Source organism: Streptomyces sp. NBC_01508 (assembly GCF_045040315.1).
GTDB lineage: Bacteria > Actinomycetota > Actinomycetes > Streptomycetales > Streptomycetaceae > Streptomyces.
The window spans coordinates 2,747,687-2,773,075 of sequence record NZ_CP109419.1; the positions used below are offsets into that span (position 1 = coordinate 2,747,687).

Here is a 25,389-nt window from a genome sequence, read left to right on the forward strand (position 1 = left end):
TCCTCAGCGCAACTTCGGGTCGAGGGCGTCGCGGACGGCGTCACCCAGCATGATGAACGCGAAGACCGTGAGGCTCAGCATTCCGGCCGGGAAGAACAGGGCGTGCGGGTTGTCCCTGATGTCCTTGCTGCCCTGGGCGATGTCGATGCCCCAGGAGATGGTCGGGTCGGCGAGGCCGAGACCGAGGAACGACAGCGTCGCCTCGGCCGAGATGTAGCCACCGAGGGCGATCGTGGCGACGACGATGGTCGGCGCCATGGCGTTCGGCAGGACGTGGCGGAAGAGGATCCGCCGGGTGCCCGCGCCGAGGGCTCGGGCGGCCGTCACGTAGTCCGCCTGCTTGGCGGTGATGACCGACGAGCGCATCACACGGCAGATCGACGTCCAGCCCAGGAAGGCGAGGGCGAAGATCACGACATAGACCTTGCGCTCGGTGAAGGCGTTCAGGACGACCATCGAGCCGAGCAGGAAGGGGATGCCGAAGAAGATGTCGGTGATACGGGAGATGACCGAGTCGATCCAGCCGCCGAAGTAGCCGGCCAGCATGCCGAGCAGGCCACCGAGGAAGGTGACGGCCAGCGTGACGCCGACACCCACCAGGATCGAGGCGCGGGTGCCGTAGATGACACGCGCGTAGATCGAACGCCCCTGGCCGTCGTAGCCGAACCATTCGGGCTGGAACACCTTGCCCAGGTCCGGCTTGGTCAGGAAGTGATTGATCAGGTCGCCGTCACGCGGGTCCGCGCTGGTGAACATCCCCGGGAACGCGGCGACGACCAGCAGCAGGAACAGCAGGATCGAGGAGACCCAGAACATCGGGCGGTGCCGCAGGTCGTACCAGGCGTCGCCCCACAGACTGCGGGGCTTGCCCTGCGACTTGTGGCCGTCGGCCGCGCTCTCGGGCGCTCCGGCGGCCGGCGGCGCGAGGGCGTCGGTGGTCGCGTCGTTCTTGGTCATGTTCGGGGTCTTGGTCACGTCAGGCATACCGGATCCTCGGGTCCAGGACCGCGTACAGCAGGTCGACAAGAAGGTTGATCAGCAGGATGACGAGGACGAACACCGTCACCACACCGACGATCGTCGAGCCTTCCCGCTGCTGGAGCCCGGTGAAGAGAAGGTTGCCGACACCTTGGACGTTGAAGATGCCCTCGGTGATGACGGCGCCGCCGATGAAGCCACCGACGTCCGTCCCGAGGAAGGTGACGACCGGAATGAGCGAGTTGCGCAGCAGGTGGACACCGACGATGCGGCGTCGCGGCAGGCCCTTGGCCATCGCGGTACGCATGTAGTCGGCGCGCAGGTTCTCGGCGAACGTGGTGCGGGTCAGCCGGGCCACGTACGCCATGGAGAGCATCGCCAGGACGAAGCCTGGCAAAAACAATTGCGAGAAGCTGGTGGAGTCCTGCACATTGGGCGCGACCCACCCCAGTTCGTCCGCGAGGATGAACCGCGCGAGGTAGCCGAGCACGAACACCGGAATCGAGATGACGACCAGGGTGAAGATCAGCACACCGGTGTCGACGGCCTTGCCGGCCTTCAGACCCGCCCAGGCACCGAGTCCGATGCCGATGATGATCTCGATGACCAGCGCGACGGCGGCCAGTCGGAGGGTCACCGGGAATGCCTCGCCCATCACCTCGGCGACCGGGCGGCGACCGAAGGTCTCGCCGAAGTCACCCTGGAACAGGTTGAGCATGTAGTCGATGTACCGCTGCCACAGCGGCTTGTCGAACCCGAACTCGGCCCGCAGCGCGGCGAGCTGGGCGGGGTCTGCCGCCTTCTCGCCCCACATCGCCCGGATAGGGTCTCCGGGCAGAATGTTGACCATAAGGAAAATAATCAGAGTGGTCCCGATGAATACCGGGATCATCTGGAGCAGTCGCCTGGCGACGTAACGCCCCATCATGCCTCCATGCCGTGAGGGGTCGGCGATGGCCTACGTAGTTTTCTCCGCCGCGGGGTATGGGGTGGAGTCTCCCGGGGCCTTGGCCTTGGCCGGGTCGGTGCCGCCGCTCCCCCTGGAGCGGCGGCACCGGCATACGGTCCCGCTTGCTACTTCTTCGACTTCACCTGAACGTCGGTGAAGATGGGGTCACCGTCCTGGCCGTAGACGATCTTGCCGAATACGTTCCGGGACTGACCCGAGTTGTTCTTGTAGAACCACAGCGGGATGGCAGGCATGTCAGCCTTCAGGAGCTGCTCGGCCTCCTGGTACATCTTCACCGTCTCGTCGAGCGTCGCCGCCTTGTCCGCCGCGGCGGACAGCTCGTCGAACTCCTTGTTGGAGTAGCCCGAGGTGTTACCCGCGGCGGTGGTGCCGTACAGGTCGCGCATGAAGTTCGAGTTGACCGGGTAGTCGAGCACCCAGCCACCGCGGTACATGGACTTGACCTGCTTGTTGTCACGCGCGTTCAGGTCCGCCTGGAAGTCCGGCTTCGAGTCACCGGTGCACTCGACACCGACGCTCTTGCGGATGCTGTTGCAGACCGCGTCGACCCAGGGCTTGTGGTCCTGGTCGGCGTTGAACTGGATCGAGATCTTGTTGCCGGGGACGCCGCCGCCCTCTTCGATGAGCTTCTTGGCGGCGGCCGGGTCGAACTTCGTGACGTCGGACAGGGCGCCGGCCTTGTAGCCGAGCACACCGCGGGCGACGTACGAGTCGGCCGGGGACCGGGTGCCGTGCAGCACGGTCTTGGTGATCGTGTCACGGTCGATCGCCAGGGACAGACCCTGGACGACCTTGGGGTCGATGTCCTTGAACTGGTCCGTGTAGAACGCCGGGACGATCGACTGGACGGCCGAGTACTCCTGGTCGATCGCGCGGTCGCCCAGGTCGTCCTTGTAGCTCGTGAGAGACGTGGTCGGGATCTGCTCGATCCAGTCGAGGTTGTCCGACCGCAGGTCCGAGTAGGCGGCGTCGGCGGTGGTGTAGTTCTTGAAGTCGATGCCACCGTTCTTGGCCTTGTTCGGCCCGGTGTAGTCCTCGAACTTGCGGACCTTGATCAGCTTCTTGTGGTCCCACGAGACGAACTTGTAGGGGCCGTTGCCGATCGGCTTCTCGCCGGCCGCCTTCGGGTCCTTGAAGAACGACTCGGGAAGCGGGGCCCACACGTCGTAACCCAGCTTGTACGCGAAGTACGAGACCGAGCTGGTCAGCGTGATCGTGAAGGTGTTCTCGTCGACCACCTTCAGACCGGACATCTTTTCGGCCTTCGGGTCACCCTTCTCGGGGTGGACGTCCTCGTAGCCCTTGATGTCCTGGAACCAGCTGGAGTTGGTCTGGTTGTTCTTGGTGTTGGCCGACCAGTTCCACGAGTCCACGTAGGAAGCGGCGGTGACCGGGGTGCCGTCGTGGAACTTCCAGCCGGGCTTGAGCTTGACGGTCCACACGGACGAGTCGTCGTTCGGGGTGACCGACTCGGCGTTGACGTTCTTCAGCTCACCGGTCCCGGGCTCGTAGTCCACGAGGCCGGAGAAGATGACCTTCAGGACACGACTGCCCTGGCTCTCCTTGGCGTTGGCCGGCTGCAGCGGGTTCTGCGGCTCGCCGAGCTGTGCGGTCAGAATGCCATTCGGGTCGGCCTTCCCCGCCTTCATGTCGTCGCCGCTGTCGCTGTCCCCGCCACCGCAAGCGGTCGCAGCCAGGGCGATAACTATCGCGCCCGCGACCCACTTGGCACTCTTGGCACCGCGCATGGGTTCCTCCTCATGAGTCCACTTGTCACAACAAGATGGGCACTGATCGTTACGCCGACACCCCTGACGGCGGTCGATCAGTGCTCCGAGTGTGTGCTCGTGAGTCGGCGCTCCCCATCAGCGCATGACCCATTGACCCGAGCTCAATGGAGCCAACTATTAAGTACGCCCGACCGGTAAACCACACTTGCAGCGTCTCGTTTTGACAACATCGACCAACCACCAACGCCCGAAATCCGGACAAAGTAAGCCCAGACAGACACCCGCGAAACGGACTGTTGACGCAACTTCCGGTGAGCGATACCCGCTATCCGGACGTTCCAGCAGGGAAAACGTGTTGACAGGAACGTTCTGCTCGGGCAAAACAGCCTACTGTCCCACCATTTCGCGAGGGTGGTGCCCGGCTCGGTCCGGTACACGGGACAGCCCCCAGGCCTCCGGCCCGGCACCTCGCGGGGCCAGGCCGGGGAGCCATGAGGCTGGTGGGGTCCATGTGACCGCCCGGTGGGTCAGCGCTTGGCGCGGGAGGCCGCGCGGCCACGCTCCTTCTGGTCCAGGACGACCTTGCGGATACGGACCGTCTCCGGGGTCACCTCGATGCACTCGTCGTCGCGGCAGAACTCCAGGGACTGCTCCAGCGACAGCCTGCGCGGCGGCACCACGTTCTCCGTCGTGTCGGCGGAGGCCGCGCGCATGTTGGTGAGCTTCTTCTCCTTGGTGATGTTCACGTCCATGTCGTCGGCGCGTGAGTTCTCACCGATGATCATGCCCTCGTACACCTCGGTGCCCGGCTCGGTGAAGATGACACCGCGCTCCTGGAGGTTGACCATCGCGAACGGCGTCACCGAACCCGAACGGTCCGCGACCAGCGAGCCGTTGTTACGGGTCCGCAGCTCGCCGAACCACGGCTCGTGGCCCTCGAAGATCGAGTGCGCGATGCCGGTGCCGCGGGTCTGGGTGAGGAACTCCGTACGGAAGCCGATGAGTCCGCGGGACGGCACGATCCACTCCATCCGGATCCACCCGGACCCGTGGTTGGTCATGGTCTCCATACGGCCCTTGCGGGTCGCCATCAGCTGCGTGATCGCGCCCAGGTGCTCCTCGGGGCAGTCGATCGTCATGCGCTCGATCGGCTCGTGCAGCTTGCCGTCGACCTGCTTCGTGACCACCTCGGGCTTGCCGACGGTCAGCTCGAAACCCTCGCGGCGCATCTGCTCGACCAGGATGGCCAGCGCCAGCTCGCCGCGGCCCTGCACCTCCCAGGTGTCGGGGCGCTCGGTCTCCAGGACGCGCAGCGAGACGTTACCGATCAGCTCGCGGTCGAGGCGGTCCTTCACCTGCCGGGCGGTGACCTTGTGGCCCTTGCCGCCCTTGCCGACGAGCGGCGAGGTGTTCGTACCGATGGTCATCGAGATGGCCGGCTCGTCCACCGTGATCAGCGGCAGCGCGATCGGGTTGTCCGGGTCGGCCAGGGTCTCGCCGATCATGATGTCCGGGATTCCGGCGATGGCGCAGATGTCGCCGGGGCCCGCCTTCTCGGCCGGCTTGCGGGTGAGCGCCTCGGTCATCAGCAGCTCGGTGATGCGGACGTTGGACATCGTGCCGTCACGCTTGATCCACGTGACGGTCTGGCCCTTCTTCAACTCGCCCTGCTCGACGCGGCAGAGCGCGATACGGCCGAGGAAGTTGTCCGCGTCCAGGTTGGTGACATGGGCCTGGAGCGGCGCGGCCTCGTCGTACACCGGAGCCGGGACGGTGCCCAGGATCGTGGTGAAGAACGGCTCCAGGTTGGTGCTGTCGGCCGGGACCGTACCGTCCTGCGGCTTGGTCAGCGAGGCGACGCCATCCCGGGCGCAGGCGTAGACGATCGGGAACTCGATCTGGTCCTCGTCCGCGTCCAGGTCGAGGAACAGGTCGTACGTCTCGTCGACCACCTCGGCGATACGGGCGTCGGGCCGGTCCGTCTTGTTGATGCACAGGATCACCGGCAGCTTGGCCGACAGGGCCTTGCGCAGCACGAAACGGGTCTGCGGCAGCGGGCCCTCGGAGGCGTCGACCAGGAGGACGACCGCGTCGACCATCGACAGGCCCCGCTCGACCTCACCGCCGAAGTCGGCGTGGCCGGGGGTGTCGATGATGTTGATCGTGACCAGGTTCGGGATGTCACCTGTACCGCCCTCCTTGGGGTGGTACTTCACCGCCGTGTTCTTGGCGAGGATCGTGATGCCCTTCTCACGCTCCAGGTCGTTCGAGTCCATCATCCGGTCGTCGAGGTGCTCGGCGGCGTGCGCGGCGAAGGCGCCGGCCTGCTTCAGCATGGCGTCGACCAGAGTGGTCTTGCCATGGTCGACGTGGGCGACGATGGCGACGTTACGGATGTCGTGGCGCGTGGGCATGCTGGCTGGCGCTTCTCTCGATCGTGGGATGCGGCGTTGTCTTCCTCGTACGCCTGCCGGGCGGACACGCCACGGCCGTACCCATCGTACGGGGCTGGCGCGTCCGGGGCTTCCGGGGCTTCCGGGGCCGATCCGGCGAGAGGCGGGGGTGCCCGCCGGTGCGGGCGGGGAGTGCTGGCGGGGAGTCCGCAGGGAGGTGCTGCGGGGTGTGCCGAGGGGTGTGGAACCGCCCGGGTCAGGGGGTGCACACGATCTTGCCCGCCGGGGGGTCCGGCGGGCAAGTGAATCGTCCGGCTTTCTGGGTCTGACCTGCCGGTTTACTCCGTTTCTTCTTCTGTGCTACGGCTGCCCTTCTCCTTCTGGCCGCTTTCCTGGCCGCTTTCCTGGCCGTTCTCCTCGGTGACTTCCCGGCCGTCCCCGGGGGTGGCCGACTTCTCCGGGCCGCTCCTGGCGGGGTCCTTGAAGCCGATGTCCTCGTAGCGCGGGGCGGCGAAGGCGAAGGCACCGGCGTTCGCCACGGCCGGCTTGGCCGCGACGAGCTGCGGGCGCTGGTAGAGGGGGATGGATCCGGCCGCCGCCCAGATGCGGGCGTCGGCCTGCCGGAGCAGATCGCGGGCCGCCTTCTCGTCCAGCTCGGAGGCCGCCTGGTCGAAGAGCTGGTTGATGTGGTCCGTACCGACGCGGGTGTAGTTCTGCTCCACCAGCAGCGAGCCGTCGGAGGCGGGGACGGGCTTGGCGTAGATCGGCCGGCCGTCGGTCGCCGGGTAGGCGGTCGCGGGCCACGAGTACAGGGCGAGGTCGTAGTCGCCCGACGCGATGTGGTCCTTGAAGTAGTCGGCGTCGGCGACCTTGGTGATCTCCGTACGGATGCCGACGCGGTCGAGCATGCGCGCGATCTTCTCGCCGACGGTACGCAGCTGCTCGGAGCCGGGGCCGGAGGGGAGCACGAAGCGCAGGGTAAGGGGCTTGCCGTCCTTGCCGAGGGGACCGGGCAGGGGGGAAGCGGAAGCCGAGTCGGAAGCTGGGGCCGAGGAGGAGGCCGAAGCGGAAGCCGAAGCGGACGGGGCCGCCGTGCCCTGCGGTGCGTACGCACCCGCCATGCCGCCCGGCCGCCTGTCCTGGGCGTTGACGTCCGAGTCCTCCAGGGACTCGGACTGCCGGGTCAGGACCGCGCCCTGGAAGGCGGCGGCGGGGGCCGGGGCGATGACGCGGGTACCGCTCTCGGAGACGGGGGCGCCGCGTCCGGGCTTGTTGTCACCGACGATGTACGCGCCCTCGTCGGAGGCGCTCTCGGAGTCCGAACCGGAACCGGAATCCTGCGCGTCGGATTCCTTGTCCTTGTCCTTCTTCTCTACGTCCCCGCCGCTCTTCTCGGTCGTGTCCTTCTCGCTGTCCTTGTCCTTGTCCTTGTCCTTCTCCTTGTCGCCGTCGGCGTCGGCCTCGCTCCCGGCCTTCGTACCGGCGTCCGTCTTCCGCACACCGCCCACCGTCCAGCCCGCGTCGGCGAGCAGCGCCTGCGCCTCCTGCGTGTCCTGGTCCCCGAGCGCGTCGCTGCTGTCTGCGTACGCGTGCTGTCCGGCCAGCGCCAGGTGGCTGCCGGGCGGGTTCGCCGGCAGGCCGAGCGGCTTGAGTACGGCCTCGGCCAGCTCCTTGCGGTCGAGCGCGCGGGCCACGGCACGCCGTACCCGCTCGTCGGAGAGCGGTCCTGTCTCCCCGTTGAGCGCAAACTGGGTGAAGGCCGGCTCCAGGGACTTCCGTACGACATAGGCCCGCAGCCCCCGCTGCTCCCGGCCGTACTTCGCGATCGCCGTGTTCATCTTCGCGCGGGACTTCTGCGCGGCCTCGGCCTTCTCCTCGTCCGAGCCGTTCGCCAGGGCCCAGGAGCGCATCGCCGACGCGGCGGTGATCTCCGCGCCGGGACCCTGCGCTCCGGACTGCGGCCCGGTCCCGGACTGCGGCTCCGTCCCGGACTTCGGTGCCACTCCGGACTGCGGCCCCGCGCCGGTGCCCCTCTTGTTGTCGCGGGCCGCCTGATTGATCCGCTCCGCCACCGGGCTGTCGATCTCGGCCAGATCGAGGGTGCCCGCGGCGAGTGCGGCGGCGCGCTTGTCGCGCGGCACGGCGCTCAGGACGAGGGTGTCGAGCTTCGGCCGCGCGCCCCACCAGCGGGGATTGCGGACGAGCGTCACCTCGCGGTCCTCGCGGTCCAGCTCCTTGAGCTGGAACGGTCCCGCCGTGGCCTTGAGTTTGGCGCGGGCACCGTCGTTGAACGAGTTCGGCGCCCCCATCACACCCTTCGGGTACAGCGGGCTGAAGAGGGCCTTCCAGTCGGCGTACGGCTTGTTGAAGGTGACCCTGACCTCAAGGTCGTTCGCGCCGCGCTCGATCTTCTGGATCCGCTCGTATCCCGCGTTGCGCGCGGTCCAGTACGCGGACTCCTTGCCGCTCAGCGCGCGCCACTGGGCCACGAAGTCCGGGGCGCCCAGCTCCCGTCCGTCGCTCCACACCGCCTGCTGGTTGAGCTTGTAGAGCACGACCTGCTTGGGCTCGCGCTCGATAATCTTCGCGGACTCCAGATAGTCCGGGTTGCGCTGCGGACGGCCGCTCTTGTCGAGCGTGAAGAGTGAGGGCAGTACGGCTCCGGCGATGCGCGACGTCGCGGCGTCGGCGTCGGCCTGAAAGGTGTTGAGGGTCGTGGGCACCGTGTCCACCGCCCAGCGCAGCGTGCCCCCGTCGGCGATCCGGTCCCGCGCCGCCGGCCCGACGTCCTGAGCGGCGGCCGGAGCCTCGCTCCGCTCGTCGCCCGAGCTGCACGAGGCGAGCGCGGGCAGGGCGAGCACGCCGGTGGTGAGTAGTGCGACGGAGCGGGTGGTCCGGGAGCATGTCCTCCCGCGTGGGGCGCCGACCTGGGACATGGCTTCTACCTCTTCGTCCTGTTTGTGGAATTTAGAGATGATCACACCTATTGCCCGCCCACTGAAGAGGACCGATTCCCGGCGATCGCGGCGACACGGCGGCCCGGAACGCGAAGCCCACCCGAACGGCTCAACGGGAACCAGGACACAGACCCGCCGAAAGGGCGAAAATAAGGGGCGCGACATCAACGACGCGGAGCGCACGGCTCACGTATGCGCCGGGAATCCCTGCACGTCCCTTCACAAGCGGGGATGTGAGGAGCGACACTCGCAGGCGCGTTACCGATGGCATCGCTCCCCTGCGGAAGTGAGGGCACGTCATGTCCCAGCCGGAAGATCTGACAGCAGTCCACCGTCGTATCGATGAGCTCGTCCAACGCGTCGCGGATCTGGAGCGGACCGTCGGCCGGCTGAACGAAGCCGTACCGCCCCCGCCCTCCAGGCCCGCGCCCAAGGACCGTCCGGAAGTGGTCACCATCCCGGACGCGCCCTACGACGCGGCTCTGTGGACGGACTCGGACGACGAGGGTCTGGGCCTACGGGACCGACGCGCCCCCTAGCGGGTCTGTCGCCATATCGACGGACCACCTCACGCCACCGGTACCGCTCCGCCGCACCACAGCACCGCCGCACCGCCGCACCACAGCACCACCGCACCCGCCATCGCTCGCCCGGCCCTTCGACCCCCCACCCGATCCCACTCCATCTCCATACGGAGTTTTCGTTGGCAACAGGCACGGAACGACCCCAACTGAACACGGGCGTGCACGACACCTCGCGTGCCGCCATCGCCGCCCGCCATCTGCGGACCGACCGCTGGTGGCTGGCCCCCGCCGCCACGGCGGCCGGGCTGCTCGCCTTCGTCATCTACTCGACGTGGCGGGCGTTCGGCAACGCCCACTACTACGCGGCGCCGTACGTCTCGCCGTTCTACTCGCCCTGTCTCGCGGAGAATTGCGAGCCGATGAAGGGCGGCCCCAACCTGGAGATCTTCGGCAGCTGGTGGGGTCTGTCCCCCGCGCTGATCATCCTGATCTTCCCGCTGGGCTTCCGAATGACCTGCTACTACTACCGCAAGGCGTACTACCGGGGCTTCTGGGCCTCGCCGCCCGCCTGCGCCGTGGCCGAACCGCACAAGAAGTACTCCGGCGAGACCCGCTTCCCGCTGATCCTCCAGAACATCCACCGGTACTTCTTCTACGCGGCCGTGCCGGTGGCGGTCATCCTCACCTACGACACGGTGCTCGCCTTCCGGAACTCGGACTACGAGTGGGGCCACATGGGCCTCGGCACGATCCTCATGGTCGTCAACATCGTGCTGATCTGGGCGTACACCCTCTCCTGCCACTCCTGCCGCCATGTCATCGGCGGCAAGTTGAAGCACTTCTCCAAGCATCCGGTGCGCTACCGGCTGTGGGGCTGGGTCGGGAAGCTGAATCACCGTCATATGCAGCTCGCCTGGGCCTCCTTGATCAGCGTCGCCCTCGCCGACTTCTACGTGTATCTGCTCGCGAGCGGGGTCTTCGACGATCCGCGCCTCTTTTAGTGCTAGGGAGAGCCTTCAGCAATGACGCAACTCGAACGCGAGCAGTGGGACGTCGTGGTGGTGGGCGCGGGCGGAGCGGGTCTGCGGGCCGCCATCGAGGCGCGTGAGCGTGGCGCCCGTACCGCTGTCATCTGCAAGTCACTCTTCGGCAAGGCCCATACGGTGATGGCCGAGGGCGGCATCGCCGCCTCCATGGGCAATGTGAACTCCGGGGACAACTGGCAGGTCCACTTCCGCGACACCATGCGCGGCGGGAAGTTCCTCAACCAGTGGCGGATGGCGGAGCTGCACGCACAGGAAGCGCCGGACCGGGTCTGGGAGCTGGAGACCTGGGGCGCGCTCTTCGACCGCACGGCGGACGGAAAGATCTCGCAGCGCAACTTCGGCGGGCACGAGTATCCACGTCTCGCGCACGTCGGCGACCGGACCGGCCTCGAACTGATCCGTACGCTCCAGCAGAAGATCGTCGCCCTCCAGCAGGAGGACTTCCGCGAATTCGGTGACTACGAAGCCCGGTTGAAGGTCTTCCAGGAGTGCACCGTCACCTCCGTACTGAAGGAGGGCGAACGGGTCTCGGGCACGTTCTGCTACGAGCGCGAGTCCGGCCGTTTCTTCGTGCTGGAGGCCCCCGCCGTCGTCCTGTCGACCGGCGGCATCGGCAAGTCCTTCAAGGTGACGTCGAATTCGTGGGAGTACACGGGCGACGGGCACGCGCTGGCGCTGCTCGCCGGTGCCCCGCTGCTGAACATGGAATTCGTGCAGTTCCACCCGACGGGCATGGTCTGGCCGCCCTCGGTGAAGGGCATCCTCGTCACCGAATCGGTACGGGGCGACGGCGGAGTGCTGCGCAACTCCGAAGGCAAGCGGTTCATGTTCGACTACATCCCGGACGTCTTCAAGGAGAAGTACGCGGAGTCCGAGGAAGAGGGCGACCGCTGGTACGAGGACCCGGACAACAACCGGCGCCCGCCCGAACTGCTGCCCCGTGACGAGGTGGCCCGTGCCATCAACTCCGAGGTCAAGGCGGGCCGGGGCTCGCCGCACGGCGGCGTGTTCCTGGACGTGTCCACCCGGATGTCGCCCGAGGTCATCCAGCGCCGACTGCCGTCGATGTACCACCAGTTCAAGGAACTGGCGGACGTCGACATCACGGCGGAGGCGATGGAGGTCGGCCCCACCTGTCACTACGTGATGGGCGGTATCGCCGTCGACTCGGACTCCGCCGCCGCGCCGGGGGTCCCCGGTCTCTACGCGGCCGGCGAGGTCGCGGGCGGGATGCACGGCTCCAACCGGCTGGGCGGCAACTCACTCTCCGACCTGCTGGTCTTCGGCCGGCGGGCCGGACTGCACGCGGCCGAGTACGCGGCGGGGCTCGACACACGGCCCGTCCTCGACGAGGACCAGATCGACGCGGCGGCCACCGAGGCGCTGCGACCCTTCGGCGCGGAGGAGGCGGAAGGCGGTGGGGCGCCGGAGAACCCGTACACCGTCCATCAGGAGCTCCAGCAGACGATGAACGACCTCGTCGGCATCATCCGGCGCGAGGGTGAGATGGAGCAGGCGCTGGCGAAGCTGGGCGAGCTGCGCCTGCGGGCGGCGAGGGCCGGGGTGGAGGGCCACCGGCAGTTCAACCCCGGCTGGCACCTCGCGATCGACCTGCGGAACATGCTGCTGGTCAGCGAGTGCATCGCCCTGTCGGCGCTGGAGCGTACGGAGAGCCGCGGCGGTCACACCCGCGAGGACTGGCCCGGCATGGCTCTCGACTGGCGGCGGGTGAATCTGATCTGCCGGCTGAACGATTCGGCGCGGGACCCGTCGACGGACCCCGCGCGTGGCCGGATCGACCTCTCCAGGAAGACGACCGAGCCCATCCGTCCCGACCTGCTCGACCTCTTCGAGAAGGAAGAGCTGGTCAAGTACCTCGCCGAAGAGGAGCTCCACGAGTGAGTGCCAGCACGACTCCGACTCCGAGCACATCCGCCGCGTCCGGCTCGTCCGACTCATCCAGCTCGGTCGCCGCGTCCGCCGCGTCCGCCCCGTCCGTCCCGTCCCCGTCACCGGGCGCGTCGGCCGCGGCGACCGCGTCGACGTCGTACGAGGCCAAGTTCAAGGTCTGGCGGGGCGACGCCGAGGGCGGCGATCTGAAGGACTTCGCCGTCGAGGTGAACGAGGGCGAGGTCGTCCTCGACATCATCCACCGCCTCCAGGCGACGCAGGCGTCCGACCTGGCGGTGCGCTGGAACTGCAAGGCGGGCAAGTGCGGTTCGTGCAGCGCGGAGATCAACGGCCGGCCGCGACTGCTCTGTATGACGCGGATGTCCACGTTCACCCGCGAGGAGACGATCACCGTCACCCCACTGCGTGCCTTCCCGGTCGTCCGGGACCTGGTGACGAACGTGTCCTTCAACTACCAGAAGGCGCGGGAGGTACCGGCGTTCGTGCCGCCGCCGGGAGTGGCGGCGGGCGAGTACCGGATGCAGCAGGTGGACGTGGAACGCTCACAGGAGTTCCGTAAGTGCATCGAGTGCTTCCTGTGCCAGGACACCTGTCACGTCGTCCGGGACCACGAGGAGAACAAGACCTCGTTCGCCGGGCCGCGCTTCCTGATGCGGGTCGCGGAGCTGGACATGCACCCGCTGGACGCCGCCGAGGAGACCGGCCTGGACCGCAAGCGGACCGCGCAGGACGAACACGGGCTCGGCTACTGCAACATCACCAAGTGCTGCACTGAGGTCTGTCCCGAGAACATCAAGATCACGGACAACGCGCTGATCCCGCTGAAGGAGCGGGTGGCGGACAAGAAGTACGACCCGTTGGTCTGGCTCGGCGACAAGATCCGCCGCCGTACGAACAGCTGAGCACCGGGTACCGCGCGTACCGGTAACGACCTCAAGCGCCGGACGGGCCGCAAGCCCGTCCGGCGCCGTCCGGTGAACGCTCCGGGTCGGCCCTACCCCTCGGGCGCCCGCGCGACCAGCGACTCGATGCCGTCCAGCATCCGTTCGAGCCCGAACTCGAAGAGCGCGCCGAGTTCGAGGTCGAACTCCCCCTCCCCGAAGAGGTTCGACATGACCGGATACTCGCCGTTGAGGTGGATCGACTCCATCCGCGCGTCGTTCCCCGCCATCCACTCCTCGGCCGTCATCCCCGTGTCCTGCCGCGCCTGCGACTCCAACTCGACGGCCATCGCGACACCTTGGGCGTAGCCGAGCAGCGCCAGGTGGGTGTGGATCATCCCGTGCGGCGTGAGGCCGAGCCCGCGCACAATCGTCAACACCCGCTCCGTGTAACTCATCGCGTGCGGTGAGGCCGTCGGCCGGGTCAGCCCCGCCATGGCACGGGCCAGCCAGGGATGGCGCACGTACTGGCTCCACAGCCACCGGATCTCGCGCGTCAGCCTCGGCCGCCAGCCGGCCGGCGCGGGCCCCGAGGGCCCGCCGCTGAACACCGCCTCGGACATCAGCCGCACCAGTTCGCCCTTGCTGGGGACATGGCGGTACAGCGCCATCGTGGACGTACCGAACTCCGTCGCCACGCGCCGCATCGACAGCGCGCCCAGCCCTTCGGCGTCGGCCAGCGCGATGGCCGCGCGCACGACACGCTCACGGCTGAGGCCCTGGCCGGGGGCCGTACCACGGCCGCGGCCGCGACTGCGGTCCGGCTCCGCGACCACCGTGCCGACGCCGGGCACCGCCCGCACCAGACCCTCCTGGTTGAGCGCGGCGAGCGCCTTGGTCGCGGTCGCCATCGCGACGCCCCACTCCTGGGTGATACGGCGGGTGGACGGCACGCGGTCACCGGGCGCCAGCTCCCCGGAGGCGATACGGCGGCGCAGTTCGGCCGCGATACGGAGGTAGGGCGGGTCGACGGACATGACCCCTACCGTACTAGTGCACTGGGGATGCTCATTCCCCCTGTGTACAGGACATCAGCGCCGGTGCACTAGGCAGCGGTTTGCCGCGTACGCGCGCAGCCGATTACGTACCGGCCATGGACAACTCGAACACACCCGGTCTCGCGGGCCGCAAGGAATGGATCGCCCTCGGCGTCCTGATGCTGCCACTGCTCCTCGTCTCGATGGACATCTCGATCCTCTACTTCGCGATCCCCTTCGTCAGCCAGGATCTGGAGCCCAGCGCCACGCAGCAGCTGTGGATCCTCGACATGTACGGCTTCGTACTCGCCGGGCTGCTCATCACCATGGGCGCGCTCGGTGACCGGATCGGCCGCCGCAAGCTGGTGCTCGCGGGCGCGGCGGTCTTCGGCGCGGCCTCGGTCGCCGCCGCGTACGCGCACTCCGCCGACGCCCTCATCGCCGTACGCGCGCTGCTCGGGCTCGGCGGCGCCGCCCTCATGCCCTCGACACTCGCGCTGATCCGCAACCTCTTCCACGACGCGAAGCAGCGCGGCCGGGCCGTGACGATCTGGACGGGCGTGATGACCACCGGCATCTCGCTCGGGCCGGTGGTCAGCGGGCTGCTGCTGGAGCACTTCTGGTGGGGTTCGATCTTCCTGATCAACCTGCCGGCGATGGTGCTGCTGCTGATGCTGGTGCCGTTCCTGGTACCGGAGTCCAGGACGGAATCCGCCGCCGAGGGATCGCGTGAACCGTTCGACCTGGTGAGCGCGGTGCTCTCGCTCGCCGCCCTGCTCACGGTCATCTACGGCATCAAGGAGTGGGCCCGGCACGGGTTCGCGCCGGTGCCCGCCCTCGCCGTCGCCGCGGGACTGCTGCTCGGCCTTGTCTTCGTACGCCGCCAGAAGCGTCTCGCCCACCCGATGATCGACCTCGAACTGCTGGGGCGACGGGCCTTCGGGGGGCCGGTGTTCGCGAATCTGCTCGCGATGTTCGCCACGGTGGGCATGGCGGTGTTCCTCACCCAGTACCTCCAGTCCGTGCTGGGGCTGAGCCCCTTCGAGGCCGCGATGTGGAGCCTCGTACCGGCTTCGGGAGTGGTCGTGGCGGCGCCGCTGGCGGCGTACCTCGCGCAGCGTGTCGACCGCGCGTACGTCATGAGCGGTGGCTTCGTCGTCTCGGCGTCGGGATTCTTCTGGCTGACCCGGATCCGTCCGGACTCGGACCTCTGGTTCTGCCTCACAGCCGGCGCCCTCTACGTGGGCGGTCTCGTCGCCGCCATGACCCTCGCCAACGAACTCGCCATCGGCGCCGCCCCGCCGGAGCGCGCGGGCTCGGCCGCCGCCGTACTCGAATCGGGCCAGGAACTGGGCGGGGCGCTGGGGATGGCCGTCCTCGGCTCGGTCGGGGCCGCGGTCTACAGCCGGGACATGGCCGACGCCCTGCCGGAGAGTGTCACAGCGGCGCTGCCGGGCGCCGAGGCCGACGCCGTACGGGAGACCCTGGGCGGCGCGGCGGCGGCTGCGGCCCGGCTCCCGGCCGAGACGGCCGACAGCGTGCTGGCGGCGGCGCGGGACGCCTTCACGCAGGGGATGGCACTCGCGTCGGTGGGCGCGGGCGTCGTCATGGTGGGGGCCGCCGTCTTCTCGGTCGTGGCGCTGCGGGGCACGGCGGGGCGCGCCACGGGCAAGACCGGGGACCGCCTTGAGGGGGGTGACCTTGCTCGTGCACAGACCGGCGCCCTAGAGTGAATGCGCTTACACAGCAGCGGAAGCAGCGGGAGTGGCGGAAGCAGCGGAAGCAGCGGGAGTGGCCACGTAGAGCGCCACCCGTCAGAAGCCAGAACGGCGAGAGCGGCGGTCGGATCGGGTGAGTGCCCCCACGGTGTACGACGTCGCCGAGCGGTCCGGCGTCTCCATTGCCACGGTTTCGCGGGTCTACCGCAACCCGGACTCCGTGCGCGCCCAGACCCGGGACCGCGTACTGGAGGCGGCACGCACCCTCGGATACGTACCGAGCGGCAACGCCCGGGGCCTGGCCAGCCGCACCACCGGCGTCCTCGGGCTCTGCTTCCCCGACTACGCGGACCCGGACGCCGAGACCGACGCGGAGGCGGACGCCGAGGCGGACGACTCCGCGGTGATGCTCTACTCCGACCAGATCATCCGCGGCATGGAACGGGCGGCACGGCGGCACGGGTACGCGCTGCTGATCGCCGCCTCGCTGGTGGGCGGGCCGGAGAGCCTGGTGGCCAAGGTCGCGGGACGGGTGGACGGGTTCGCCGTACTGGCGAGGACCGTGCCCACCGAGGACCTTGAGGTGATCTCGCGGCGGCTGCCGGTGGTGATGCTGGCCGGGCCACGCGAGATCGACCACCTCGACCACATCGAGGTGGCGAACTCCGACGGGGAACGCGAGCTGGCCCGTCATCTGATCCGCGACCACGGGCTGCGCCGGCTCGCCTTCGTGGGCGGCGACCGTGAATCACCGGACGCGCAGGCGCGGTTCCGGGGCTATCAGGAGGCCTGCCGGGAGGCGGGCCTCCCGGTCGCCGACGAGCCGGACCTGCGCGCCGGGATGATGACGCAGGCGGAGGGCGAACGGGCGACCGATGCCCTGCTGGACCGCGCCACCGGGCACGAACGGCCGCAGGGGATCCTCTTCGCCAACGACCAGATGGCGATCGGCGCGCTGCACGCGCTGGAACGGCGCGGGGTGCGGGTTCCCGACGACATCGCGGTGACCGGCTTCGACGGGATCCCGCTGAGCCGGATCGTCCGCCCGCCCCTGACGACGGTCCGCCAGCCGATGCGCCGCTTGGGCGAGGAGGCGGTGGAACTCCTGATCCATCGCCTCTCCGACCCCACCCGTCCCCCGGTCTCCCTGATGCTTCCGGTCTCGGTGGCCCGCCGCGGCAGCTGCGGCTGCGGCGGCTGAGGACGAGCCGGCCACCGGACGGGCTTTCCAGCGCCTCCCGGCCCAGCCCGGCCCAGCCCCGCCCCCGCTCCGCTCAGCTCAGCCGGTGGCGAAGAAGCCGCGGCGGGCCTCCGCCAGCGCCGCCGTGTCAGCACCCTCACCCACGTACTCGAAGTGCCCCGCCCGCAGAACGTGCAGCTCACACGGCTCGGGCAGGGCGTGGTACACGGCGAACTGCCCCGGCGGCGGCACCGCCGGATCGAACAGCGCGGGCGCGACCATCATCGGCACCCCGATCCGGCTGGCCGCCGTCGCGGCGTCGAAGTACGTGAGAACGTCCATGACCTCCGGATGCTCCTCGCGGTACGCCCGTACGGCTTCCCCGCTCCCGACGCACGGCAGCGTCACCCGCGACGGATGATTCCCGAACGTCGGCACCGTCGACTGCCCAGTGTCGAACCGGTCGTCCCGCGGCAGCGCCAGCGCCCCGAGCCCGCCCCCGAAGCTCTCTCCCACATACCTCAGCCGCGCGCCGCCGCCCGGCATCCCCTCCGACGCCGGGCCGGAACCCGCCCGCAGCTCCGGCACCAGCTCCAGCAGTGCCAACGCCGCGCACCACAGATCGGCCACGCAGTCGCCGATCACATACGTCCCGCGTGACTCGATGCCGTGCAGCACATGCCCGGCGGCCTCACCGGGAATCCCGGGACGCCGACTGCGAGAGCCCATCCCCCGCACACACGGCAGGATGGCGGCGCTACGGGGCAACGGAAGCGGCACATCGGCACCCGGCTCCTGGCGCCCGCCGTAACCGTGCCCGATCACGAAGCCGTGCTCGGCCGCCCCCTGCGACGGCAGCACCAGCCAGCCTCCGAGGCGCAGCCCGCCGACCGAGGTGTAGGACACCCCGAGGATCCGGCAGCCGTCCAAGCGGTCCTGCCAGTACGCGTCGAATCCGTCCTGAGGGGCAGGCGCCGGGATGTCGAGCAGCTCGTCGAGCGTCCGGCCGTAGGCCGGGTCGAAGGGATGGCCGTGCTCGAACTCAGACATGAGCGCGACATCAACCCCGGCTCGCCACCGATGACCACAATCGGAATCAACACAGCCACTTCCGCGACGCAAAGTGCCCATCTAGCCTGCGGAGGCGAAGATTCCGGATGTCCCACATGTTGCACGAGTGTGACCAAAGCCCCTCTTGCGGTTCTCGGAACGCCTGGAGCAGAGTGATGTATGCGCTTACAGGCAGCGCATACATAGGTGAGCTCAAGGAGGAGCCGTCCGTGCATCGCACCGCCAGAACCGCCTCTGCCGCCATCGCTCTCACGATGGCCGCCGGCATCACCGCATGCGGCAGCTCGGGAGGCGCAGGGGTCGCCGCCGACAAGAAGCAGACCCTCACCGTGTGGGCCATGGGCGCCGAGGGCGAGAAGCTCGCCGACGTGGCCAAGGTGTACGAGGACGCGAACCCCCACATCACCGTCAAGGTCACCCCCATCGGCTGGGACGTCGCCCACCAGAAGCTCGTCTCCGCCGCTGCCGCCGGCACCTTGCCGGACGTCACGCAGATGGGCAGCAGCTACATGGGCGAGTTCGTCGAACTCGGCGTCCTGGAACCGGTCGACACCAAGACCTTCAAGAAGGACGCCTTCTTTCCGGCCGCCTGGGAACAGGGTGTCGCGGACGGCGAGACCTACGGCGTCCCCTGGTACGTCGAGACCCGTGTCCTCTACTACCGCACCGACCTGGCGAAGAAGGCCGGCATCACCAAGGCCCCCACCACCTGGCCGGAACTCCAGCAGGCGGCCACCGACTTCCAGGACAAGGCCGGCACGAAGTGGGGCGTCTACTTCCAGTCCAGCGGCCTGGACACCGTGCAGAACTGGTACCCCTTCCTGTACTCGGCCGGCGGCTCGATCGTCGGTGACGACGGCAAGGCCGCCATGGACAGCCCCGAGACCGTCAGGGCCCTCAAGGAGTACGGCACGTACTTCGAGAAGGGGCTCACCACGAAGGGCTTCCAGCCCGGCTACGAGGTCCTGACGGACTTCAACAGCGGCGACGTCCCGATGTTCTACTCCGGCCCCTGGACCATGGCGGGCATCAACGACAACTACCCGGACCTCAAGGACAAGTGGGCCATCGCGAAGGTCCCGGCCGACCAGGGCTCGGTCTCCATGGCCGGCGGCTCCAGCCTCGTCGTATCCAAGGACAGCGAGCACAAGGAAGCCGCCAAGGAATTCCTCAGCTACCTCACCGGTACCGAGGGCCAGAAGGACTGGTTCAAGCGCTCGGGCGACCTGCCGGCCAACACCAGCGCCTGGGACTCCGGCGAACTCGCCGACGACGCCAACTTCAAGGTCTTCCGTGAGCAGATGGAGACCGCCAAGTCCTGGCCGACCCTGCCCCAGTGGACGGAGATCTCCTCGAAGGCCGACGACGCCATCTCACAGGTGACCCAGGGCAAGGCCTCCGCCGAGGACGCCGCGAAGAAGGCCCAGTCCGAGATCGAAGGGCTTGTGGAGTAGTCGTCATGAGCACCACGACCGAACCGGCCGCGGAAGCGGCCCCGGTGAAGACCGGGCCGGGGGCACACCCCCCACCCGGCGGCCGGAACCGCGGCAAGCGGCAGCCCGTCGCTGTGCAGAACATGGCCGGCTGGCTGTTCTCCACCCCCTTCCTGGTGCTCTTCGCCATCTTCATGGCTCTGCCGATCGTCGCGACGCTCGTCATGAGCTTCACGGACTTCGGCCTGCGCAATGTCACCGATCCTCTCTCGGCGGAGTTCATCGGCCTTGAGAACTACACGAAGCTGTTCGACGACGAGAAGTTCCTCAAGGCCCTTTTCAACACCGCGTACTTCGTGGTCGTCGGCGTACCGCTGACCGTCGGTCTCGGGCTGGTCGTCGCCGTCCTGCTCAACAACGGCATCGACCGGGCCCGCACCTTCTTCCGGGTCGGCTTCTACGCCCCGGTCGTGACCAGCATCGTCGCGATCGCCGTCGTCTGGCGCTTCGTACTCGACCCGTCCGACGGACTGATCGCGGGCCTCGCCTCCGAAGTCGGCCTGACAGCACCGGACTTCCTCGGCTCCGAGGCACTCGCCATGCCCTCGCTGATCGTGATGGCCGTCTGGCGCAACCTCGGCACGGTCATGGTGCTCTTCATCGCGGGCCTCCAGGCGATACCGCCCGACGTACGGGAGGCGGCGCGGCTGGACGGCGCGAGCACCTGGCAGGAGTTCCGCCGCATCACCGTGCCGCTGCTGCGCCCCACGATGCTCTACACCACGATCATCACGACCATCGGCTATCTCAACGTCTTCGAGGAGCCGTTCGTGATGACGCAGGGCGGGCCCTCGGACAGCACGCTCACCGTGTCGCTGTCCATGTACCGCGAGGGCTTCAACTTCTTCCACATGGGCTACGCGAGCGCCATGGCGTACGTGCTCTTCGTCGTGATCATGGCGATCACGGTGCTCCAGCTCCGTCTGCTGAAGGACAACACGAAATGAGCGCCGCGCGCACCACCCCGCCCCCGCCTTCCGCACCCGCCGGCCCCGAGAACCCGAAGGACTCCAAGGGGTCGAGTTGGTCCGGCCCCAGGACCGACGGCGGCCTCCCGCAGTCGGACGGCGGACGGCTGAAGAAGTCCGGCGTCTATGTGCTGCTCTCGATCGGTCTGCTGGTCATGGCGGCGCCCTTCCTGTGGATGGGTCTGTCGGCCTTCAAGACGGACCGTGATCTGGCCGCCAGCCCACCGGTGTGGATCCCCACCAAGTGGACCTTGGAGCACTTCGGGGAACTGCTCGACCGTCTCGACATCCAGCTCTACTTCTTCAACTCCCTCACTGTGGCAGTCCTGGTGACCGTCTCCAATCTGGTGTTCTGCTCGATGCTGGGCTACGCACTGGCCAAACTGCGGTTCGGCGGGCGGAACAAGGTCTTCGCGCTGGTTCTCGGCGCCCTGATGGTGCCCGGCAACCTGATGCTGCTTCCGCTCTTCGTCCTGATGAGCAAGCTCCAACTGATCGACTCCTACGCGGGTCTGGTGCTGCCGTTCGCCGCCCAGGCCTTCGGCGTCTTCCTGATGCGGCAGTTCATGCAGTCGCTGCCGGACGAACTGCTGGAAGCGGCCCGGATCGACGGCGCCGGCGAGTGGTACATCTTCTGGCGGATCGCGATGCCGCTGGTCAAACCGGCGTTGGCGACACTCTCGATCCTCATCCTCCTGGGTTCCTGGAACAACTTCGTCTGGCCGCTGATCGCGACGAACGACCCGGGGAAATACACACTCCCGGTGGCCCTCGCCACCTTCGCCACCGACCCCAACCAGTCGGACGGCTCCAACGGCATGCTGATGGTCGGCTCCCTCCTGATCATCCTGCCGGTGCTGCTGGTCTTCATCGTCCTGCAACGGCACTTCACCCAGGGCCTCGCCACCACCGGCATGAAGTAGCCGCCGCCTCCGCACTTCCCGACGCGTACCGCGGCTCCGAAGCCGCCGCTCTACCGCCGCGCACTCATCGACGAAAAGGTTTGTACCACCATGACCGAGAAGTCCACCGCTCGCGCCGACTGGGAGACCCGTATCGGGAAGCCCAGCGATAGGCGGCTCACCGGCATCGGGGAACTCCCCGCCCCCGGCGGCCTGTCCGCCGAGGACGGCACCGGCCATGTGCTGCTGAACTGGCGGCCGGTGGCGGGCGCGCTCGGGTATCTCGTGCACCGCGCCGACTCCGTCGAGGGTCCCTATGAACCGCTCGACCACCTCGGCGGCGATGTACTCGCCGTGCCCCACCCCCCGTACGCCGACACACTCGCCGAACCGGGCCGCGGCTACTTCTACAAGGTCGCCACCTGGTCCGACAGCGGGGCAGGCGCCCTCTCCGAAGCGGCCCCCGGCTGCGCCAGAGCCGCCGGATCCAGCCCCGCCCCAGTGACCGTCACGGTGGACGCGGCGGCACCCCCCATGCCCCTCCCCGGGGTCTGGAACAGGATGATCGGCGCCGAGCACTTCTCGCTGCTGACCTGGGACAAGCCGGGTGCGGGCCGCTCGGACGTCGCGAAGGAGTACGCGCAGGCCCTGGGGATCGTCCGCGACGAGATCGGCGTCCGGTCCGTCCGGGCGCACGGCACCTTCCTCCCGGAGACGCTGACCGTCCAGCAGGACGGCTCCTTCGACTTCTCCGGCCTGGATACCGTCTACGACCGCTTCCTGGCCACTGGCCTCCAGCCCGTCGTCGAACTCTCCTTCATGCCCAAGGAACTCGCCGTCGATCCGCACTACACGGTCTTCGACTATCAGGCTCTGGTGTCCAAGCCCGCCGTGTGGGAGCACTGGGGCGATCTCTGCCGCGAGTTGACCGTCCACCTCCAGGACCGGTACGGCAGGGACACCGTCGCGGGCTGGGAGTTCGAGGTCTGGAACGAGGCCAATCTGGAGGTCTTCTGGAACGGCACCCAGGACGACTACCACCGGCTCTACGAAGTCGCCGTCCGCGCCGTGAAGGGCGTCGACGAGCGGATCAAGGTCGGCGGCCCGTCCTCCGCCGCGGCCGGCTGGGTCGGCGCGCTCCTTGAGTACTGCCAGGAACGCGACGTACCCGTCGACTTCATCTCCACCCACACCTACGGCAACGCTCCGCTGGACTTCCGTCCGATGACCCGCGCGTTCGCCGAGGCGACCGGCAGGCCCGAGCCGGAGATCCTGTGGACGGAGTGGGGCGTCACCCCCACCCACTTCCACCGGGTCAGCGACTCCGTCTTCGCCGCTCCGTTCGTCCTGCGCGGCATGAAGAGCGCCCTGTCGTCCACCGACGCGCTCGCCTACTGGGTCGCCTCCGACCAGTTCGAGGAGCTGGGCTGGCCGCCCCGGCTCTTCCACGGCGGATTCGGTCTGCTCACCATCGGCAATCTGCGCAAGCCGCGCTTCTGGGCGCTGTATCTCCTCTCCCAACTGGCCGGCGGACGGATCCCCGCCACGGTCGGCGGTGACGGCGCCGAGGCGCTCGTGGAGTCCCTGGCCACCCGCGCGGACGACGGCTCCACCGTCGATGTCCTGTTCTGGAACGGCACGCTCGACCAGTCCAAGATCGACGGCGCCGCCTTGCTGGACCGTACGGCAACCGTGCGGATCAATGGACTTGAGCCGGGCGCCACCTACACCGCGCTCTCCCGCCGGGTCGACGAACAGCACGCCAACATCCAGGCCGTCTGGAACGACCTCGGCGGCGGTGACTGGCCCGACGATCCCCAGTGGGCGAAGCTGCGGTCCGCCGACGAGCTTCCTGTGGTACCCCTCGTGCCCGTGGTCGCCGACGACGCGGGCACGGCGAAGCTGACCGTGGATCTCCCCAATCCGGGCATCCGCTTCCTGCGCCTCACCCGCACCTGATTGCCCCCACAGTCCCGGGGGTCGGCGGCACCTGACCGCCGTCGGCCCCCGCGCCAGCACCGCCGCCATGGCCGGACCTCCGGTAATACCTCTGGCCATGGCGGCGGCCAAAGACCTGGCCCAGGCACCGGCCCCGGCCACAACTCCACATCTGCCAAGGGGAGCTGGACTCTCATGGATCGTCGTACGTTTCTCGCCGCCGCGGGAACCGGGGCCACCGCCCTGTCCCTCGGAGCCGTCACCACACCCGCCGTATCCGCGCCGACCGCAGCCGCGTCGCGTGCTCGTGTTGTTCATGCCTCTGATACACCGCTGCTGCGCCGCTGGTTCCGCGATACGTATCACTCGATCGAGGCAATGACGACGGACATCGGTCTCGCCGCCGACAAGATCGACCTCGACGCGCCGGGCGGGCCCGTCCCCTCGCAGAACACCTCGCCGACCAACATCGGATGCGGGCTGTGGTCCGCCGTCGCCGCCGCCGGACTCGGCGTCATCGACCAGGACACCCTGCGCCGCCGGCTCGACCTCACCGTCACCGCCGTCGAGAAGCTCGAACGCCACCACGGCTTCTGGCTGAACTGGTACGACGCCCACGACGGCTCGGTGCTCACCAACTGGCCCGGCACCGGCGACCCGGTCCGTCCCTTCCTCTCCTCGGTCGACAACGCGTGGCTCGTGACGGGCCTGCTCATCGCCGCCGACGCGGACAGCCGACTGCGGCGCCGGGTCGGCAAGCTCCTCGCCACCGCCGACTGGTCGTACTTCTACACGCCGTACGACGCCGCAGACCCGGTGGCCAACCCCGGCCAGCTGCGCGGCGGCTTCTGGACCGACACCGGTGAGCCGACGGCCCACCACTACGGAGCACTCAACACCGAGCCGCGCATGGCCAGTTACCTCGGCATCGCGGACGGCAGTATTCCCTCGGACCACTACTGGCACATGTTCCGCACGATGCTTCCCGAACACGGCCAGGAGCAGCCGCCCGGCGGAGCGTACGACACGATCGACGGCGTACGTCTCTGGCAGGGGCACTACACCTACCGGGGCCGCAAGCTGGTCCCGACCTGGGGCGGCTCGATGTTCGAGGCCCTGATGGTGCCGCTGTTCGTGCCCGAGCCGGAGTGGTCCCCCCGCTCCTGGGGCACCACGCACCGGCGTTTCGTCCGCTCCCAGATCGAGCACGGCCTGGAGGAGGCGGAGTACGGCTACTGGGGGTTCTCACCCTCCGAGGTGCCCGAAGGCGGGTACCAGGAGTACGGCGTGGACGCGATCGGCATGAACATCGACGGGTACGCCTCCAACACCGACCGTACCTATGTCACGCACGGTGAGCCGCTGCCGCCCGCCGCCGCCTATACCAATGGGGTCGTGACACCGCACGCCTCGTTCCTCGCCCTCCCCTACGCACGGTCGGAGGCCCTCGCCAACCTCAAGGCGATCGCGGGTGACTTCGGCGCGTACGACGACGGCTACGGCTTCCGGGACTCGGTCAATGTGGGGAGCGGGCATGTCAGCGGCTCGACCCTCGCTCTCGATCAAGGCATGATCGCCGCCGCTCTCGCCCAGGAACTCAGCCCCGGTCTGTTGCAGCGCCCCTTCCGCACCGGCGGTTTCGCCTCGCGCATCCGTCCGATGCTGGCCAAGGAGCGCTTCAGCATCTGATTC

General features: G+C 68.5%; 18 protein-coding genes. 11 read left to right on the plus strand and 7 right to left on the minus strand.

The features are described from left to right. Positions 1-3: 3 nt before the first annotated feature. From OG700_RS12380 to OG700_RS12400, 5 genes are all read right to left on the minus strand, one after another. Positions 4-984, minus strand: coding sequence for an ABC transporter permease (locus tag OG700_RS12380; RefSeq protein ID WP_405612791.1), 981 nt, complete (start codon positions 982-984; stop codon positions 4-6). Continuing rightward, a complete protein-coding gene (locus OG700_RS12385; protein WP_405612794.1) occupies positions 977-1,903 on the minus strand; it encodes an ABC transporter permease in 927 nt (308 codons plus the stop codon). Before OG700_RS12385 ends, OG700_RS12380 begins: the two co-directional genes overlap by 8 nt. A gap of 149 nt (positions 1,904-2,052) precedes the next feature. Continuing rightward, positions 2,053-3,696 carry an ABC transporter substrate-binding protein gene (locus OG700_RS12390; protein WP_405612797.1) on the minus strand — a complete coding sequence of 548 codons (1,644 nt, stop codon included), beginning with the start codon at positions 3,694-3,696 and terminating at the stop codon, positions 2,053-2,055. Positions 3,697-4,205: 509 nt separating this feature from the next. Continuing rightward, positions 4,206-6,092: a translational GTPase TypA gene (gene typA / locus OG700_RS12395; protein ID WP_405612800.1), complete on the minus strand. Its 1,887-nt coding sequence runs from the start codon at positions 6,090-6,092 to the stop codon at positions 4,206-4,208. A 317-nt stretch (positions 6,093-6,409) separates the two neighbouring features. Beyond that, entirely contained in the window at positions 6,410-9,007 is a 2,598-nt protein-coding gene (locus OG700_RS12400; RefSeq protein ID WP_405612803.1) for an ABC transporter family substrate-binding protein, read from the minus strand. Between the two features lie 320 nt (positions 9,008-9,327). Here OG700_RS12400 and OG700_RS12405 point away from each other — a divergent pair, with 320 nt between their 5' ends. The 4 genes from OG700_RS12405 (at position 9,328) to OG700_RS12420 (ending at position 13,411) form a co-directional block, all read left to right on the plus strand. After that, positions 9,328-9,567, plus strand: a complete 240-nt coding sequence (locus OG700_RS12405; protein ID WP_405612806.1) for a hypothetical protein — start codon at positions 9,328-9,330, stop codon at positions 9,565-9,567. Positions 9,568-9,731: 164 nt separating this feature from the next. Further along, a complete protein-coding gene (locus tag OG700_RS12410) occupies positions 9,732-10,553 on the plus strand; it encodes a hypothetical protein (RefSeq protein WP_405612809.1) in 822 nt (273 codons plus the stop codon). A gap of 21 nt (positions 10,554-10,574) precedes the next feature. Beyond that, a complete protein-coding gene (locus tag OG700_RS12415) occupies positions 10,575-12,500 on the plus strand; it encodes a fumarate reductase/succinate dehydrogenase flavoprotein subunit (RefSeq protein WP_405612812.1) in 1,926 nt (641 codons plus the stop codon). Further along, entirely contained in the window at positions 12,497-13,411 is a 915-nt protein-coding gene (locus OG700_RS12420) for a succinate dehydrogenase/fumarate reductase iron-sulfur subunit (RefSeq protein WP_405612815.1), read from the plus strand. Before OG700_RS12415 ends, OG700_RS12420 begins: the two co-directional genes overlap by 4 nt. Positions 13,412-13,503: 92 nt before the next feature. Here OG700_RS12420 and OG700_RS12425 read toward each other — a convergent pair whose 3' ends face one another. Beyond that, positions 13,504-14,427, minus strand: coding sequence for a TetR/AcrR family transcriptional regulator C-terminal domain-containing protein (locus OG700_RS12425; RefSeq protein WP_405612818.1), 924 nt, complete (start codon positions 14,425-14,427; stop codon positions 13,504-13,506). Positions 14,428-14,543: 116 nt separating this feature from the next. Here OG700_RS12425 and OG700_RS12430 point away from each other — a divergent pair, with 116 nt between their 5' ends. Then, positions 14,544-16,160 carry an MFS transporter gene (locus OG700_RS12430; RefSeq protein WP_405612821.1) on the plus strand — a complete coding sequence of 539 codons (1,617 nt, stop codon included), beginning with the start codon at positions 14,544-14,546 and terminating at the stop codon, positions 16,158-16,160. A gap of 118 nt (positions 16,161-16,278) precedes the next feature. After that, complete coding sequence (locus tag OG700_RS12435; protein WP_405612824.1) at positions 16,279-17,346, plus strand: LacI family DNA-binding transcriptional regulator; 1,068 nt, start codon at positions 16,279-16,281, stop codon at positions 17,344-17,346. Between the two features lie 78 nt (positions 17,347-17,424). Here OG700_RS12435 and OG700_RS12440 read toward each other — a convergent pair whose 3' ends face one another. Further along, a complete protein-coding gene (locus tag OG700_RS12440) occupies positions 17,425-18,375 on the minus strand; it encodes an acetylxylan esterase (protein WP_405612826.1) in 951 nt (316 codons plus the stop codon). A gap of 230 nt (positions 18,376-18,605) precedes the next feature. Here OG700_RS12440 and OG700_RS12445 point away from each other — a divergent pair, with 230 nt between their 5' ends. The 5 genes from OG700_RS12445 to OG700_RS12465 all read left to right on the plus strand — a co-directional run bounded on the left by OG700_RS12445 (position 18,606) and on the right by OG700_RS12465 (position 25,386). Continuing rightward, positions 18,606-19,850 carry a sugar ABC transporter substrate-binding protein gene (locus tag OG700_RS12445; protein WP_405612828.1) on the plus strand — a complete coding sequence of 415 codons (1,245 nt, stop codon included), beginning with the start codon at positions 18,606-18,608 and terminating at the stop codon, positions 19,848-19,850. A gap of 5 nt (positions 19,851-19,855) precedes the next feature. Next, positions 19,856-20,836, plus strand: a complete 981-nt coding sequence (locus tag OG700_RS12450; RefSeq protein WP_405612830.1) for a carbohydrate ABC transporter permease — start codon at positions 19,856-19,858, stop codon at positions 20,834-20,836. Then, a complete protein-coding gene (locus OG700_RS12455) occupies positions 20,833-21,780 on the plus strand; it encodes a carbohydrate ABC transporter permease (RefSeq protein WP_405612832.1) in 948 nt (315 codons plus the stop codon). The genes OG700_RS12450 and OG700_RS12455 overlap by 4 nt, the downstream gene beginning before the upstream one ends. A gap of 90 nt (positions 21,781-21,870) precedes the next feature. Beyond that, a complete protein-coding gene (locus OG700_RS12460; protein ID WP_405612834.1) occupies positions 21,871-23,718 on the plus strand; it encodes a GH39 family glycosyl hydrolase in 1,848 nt (615 codons plus the stop codon). A 174-nt stretch (positions 23,719-23,892) separates the two neighbouring features. Continuing rightward, positions 23,893-25,386, plus strand: coding sequence for a glucoamylase family protein (locus OG700_RS12465; RefSeq protein WP_405612836.1), 1,494 nt, complete (start codon positions 23,893-23,895; stop codon positions 25,384-25,386). Positions 25,387-25,389: the final 3 nt, after the last annotated feature.

What these genes read in the sequence shown, in the direction of transcription:
- OG700_RS12380 (WP_405612791.1), bottom strand. Translation starts at nt 984, where the DNA reads ATGCCTGACGTGACCAAGACCCCGAACATGACCAAGAACGACGCGACC.
- OG700_RS12385 (WP_405612794.1), bottom strand. Translation starts at nt 1,903, where the DNA reads ATGGGGCGTTACGTCGCCAGGCGACTGCTCCAGATGATCCCGGTATTC.
- OG700_RS12390 (WP_405612797.1), bottom strand. Translation starts at nt 3,696, where the DNA reads ATGCGCGGTGCCAAGAGTGCCAAGTGGGTCGCGGGCGCGATAGTTATC.
- typA (WP_405612800.1), bottom strand. Translation starts at nt 6,092, where the DNA reads ATGCCCACGCGCCACGACATCCGTAACGTCGCCATCGTCGCCCACGTC.
- OG700_RS12400 (WP_405612803.1), bottom strand. Translation starts at nt 9,007, where the DNA reads ATGTCCCAGGTCGGCGCCCCACGCGGGAGGACATGCTCCCGGACCACC.
- OG700_RS12405 (WP_405612806.1), top strand. Translation starts at nt 9,328, where the DNA reads ATGTCCCAGCCGGAAGATCTGACAGCAGTCCACCGTCGTATCGATGAG.
- OG700_RS12415 (WP_405612812.1), top strand. Translation starts at nt 10,575, where the DNA reads ATGACGCAACTCGAACGCGAGCAGTGGGACGTCGTGGTGGTGGGCGCG.
- OG700_RS12425 (WP_405612818.1), bottom strand. Translation starts at nt 14,427, where the DNA reads ATGTCCGTCGACCCGCCCTACCTCCGTATCGCGGCCGAACTGCGCCGC.
- OG700_RS12430 (WP_405612821.1), top strand. Translation starts at nt 14,544, where the DNA reads ATGGACAACTCGAACACACCCGGTCTCGCGGGCCGCAAGGAATGGATC.
- OG700_RS12440 (WP_405612826.1), bottom strand. Translation starts at nt 18,375, where the DNA reads ATGTCTGAGTTCGAGCACGGCCATCCCTTCGACCCGGCCTACGGCCGG.
- OG700_RS12450 (WP_405612830.1), top strand. Translation starts at nt 19,856, where the DNA reads ATGAGCACCACGACCGAACCGGCCGCGGAAGCGGCCCCGGTGAAGACC.
- OG700_RS12455 (WP_405612832.1), top strand. Translation starts at nt 20,833, where the DNA reads ATGAGCGCCGCGCGCACCACCCCGCCCCCGCCTTCCGCACCCGCCGGC.
- OG700_RS12460 (WP_405612834.1), top strand. Translation starts at nt 21,871, where the DNA reads ATGACCGAGAAGTCCACCGCTCGCGCCGACTGGGAGACCCGTATCGGG.
- OG700_RS12465 (WP_405612836.1), top strand. Translation starts at nt 23,893, where the DNA reads ATGGATCGTCGTACGTTTCTCGCCGCCGCGGGAACCGGGGCCACCGCC.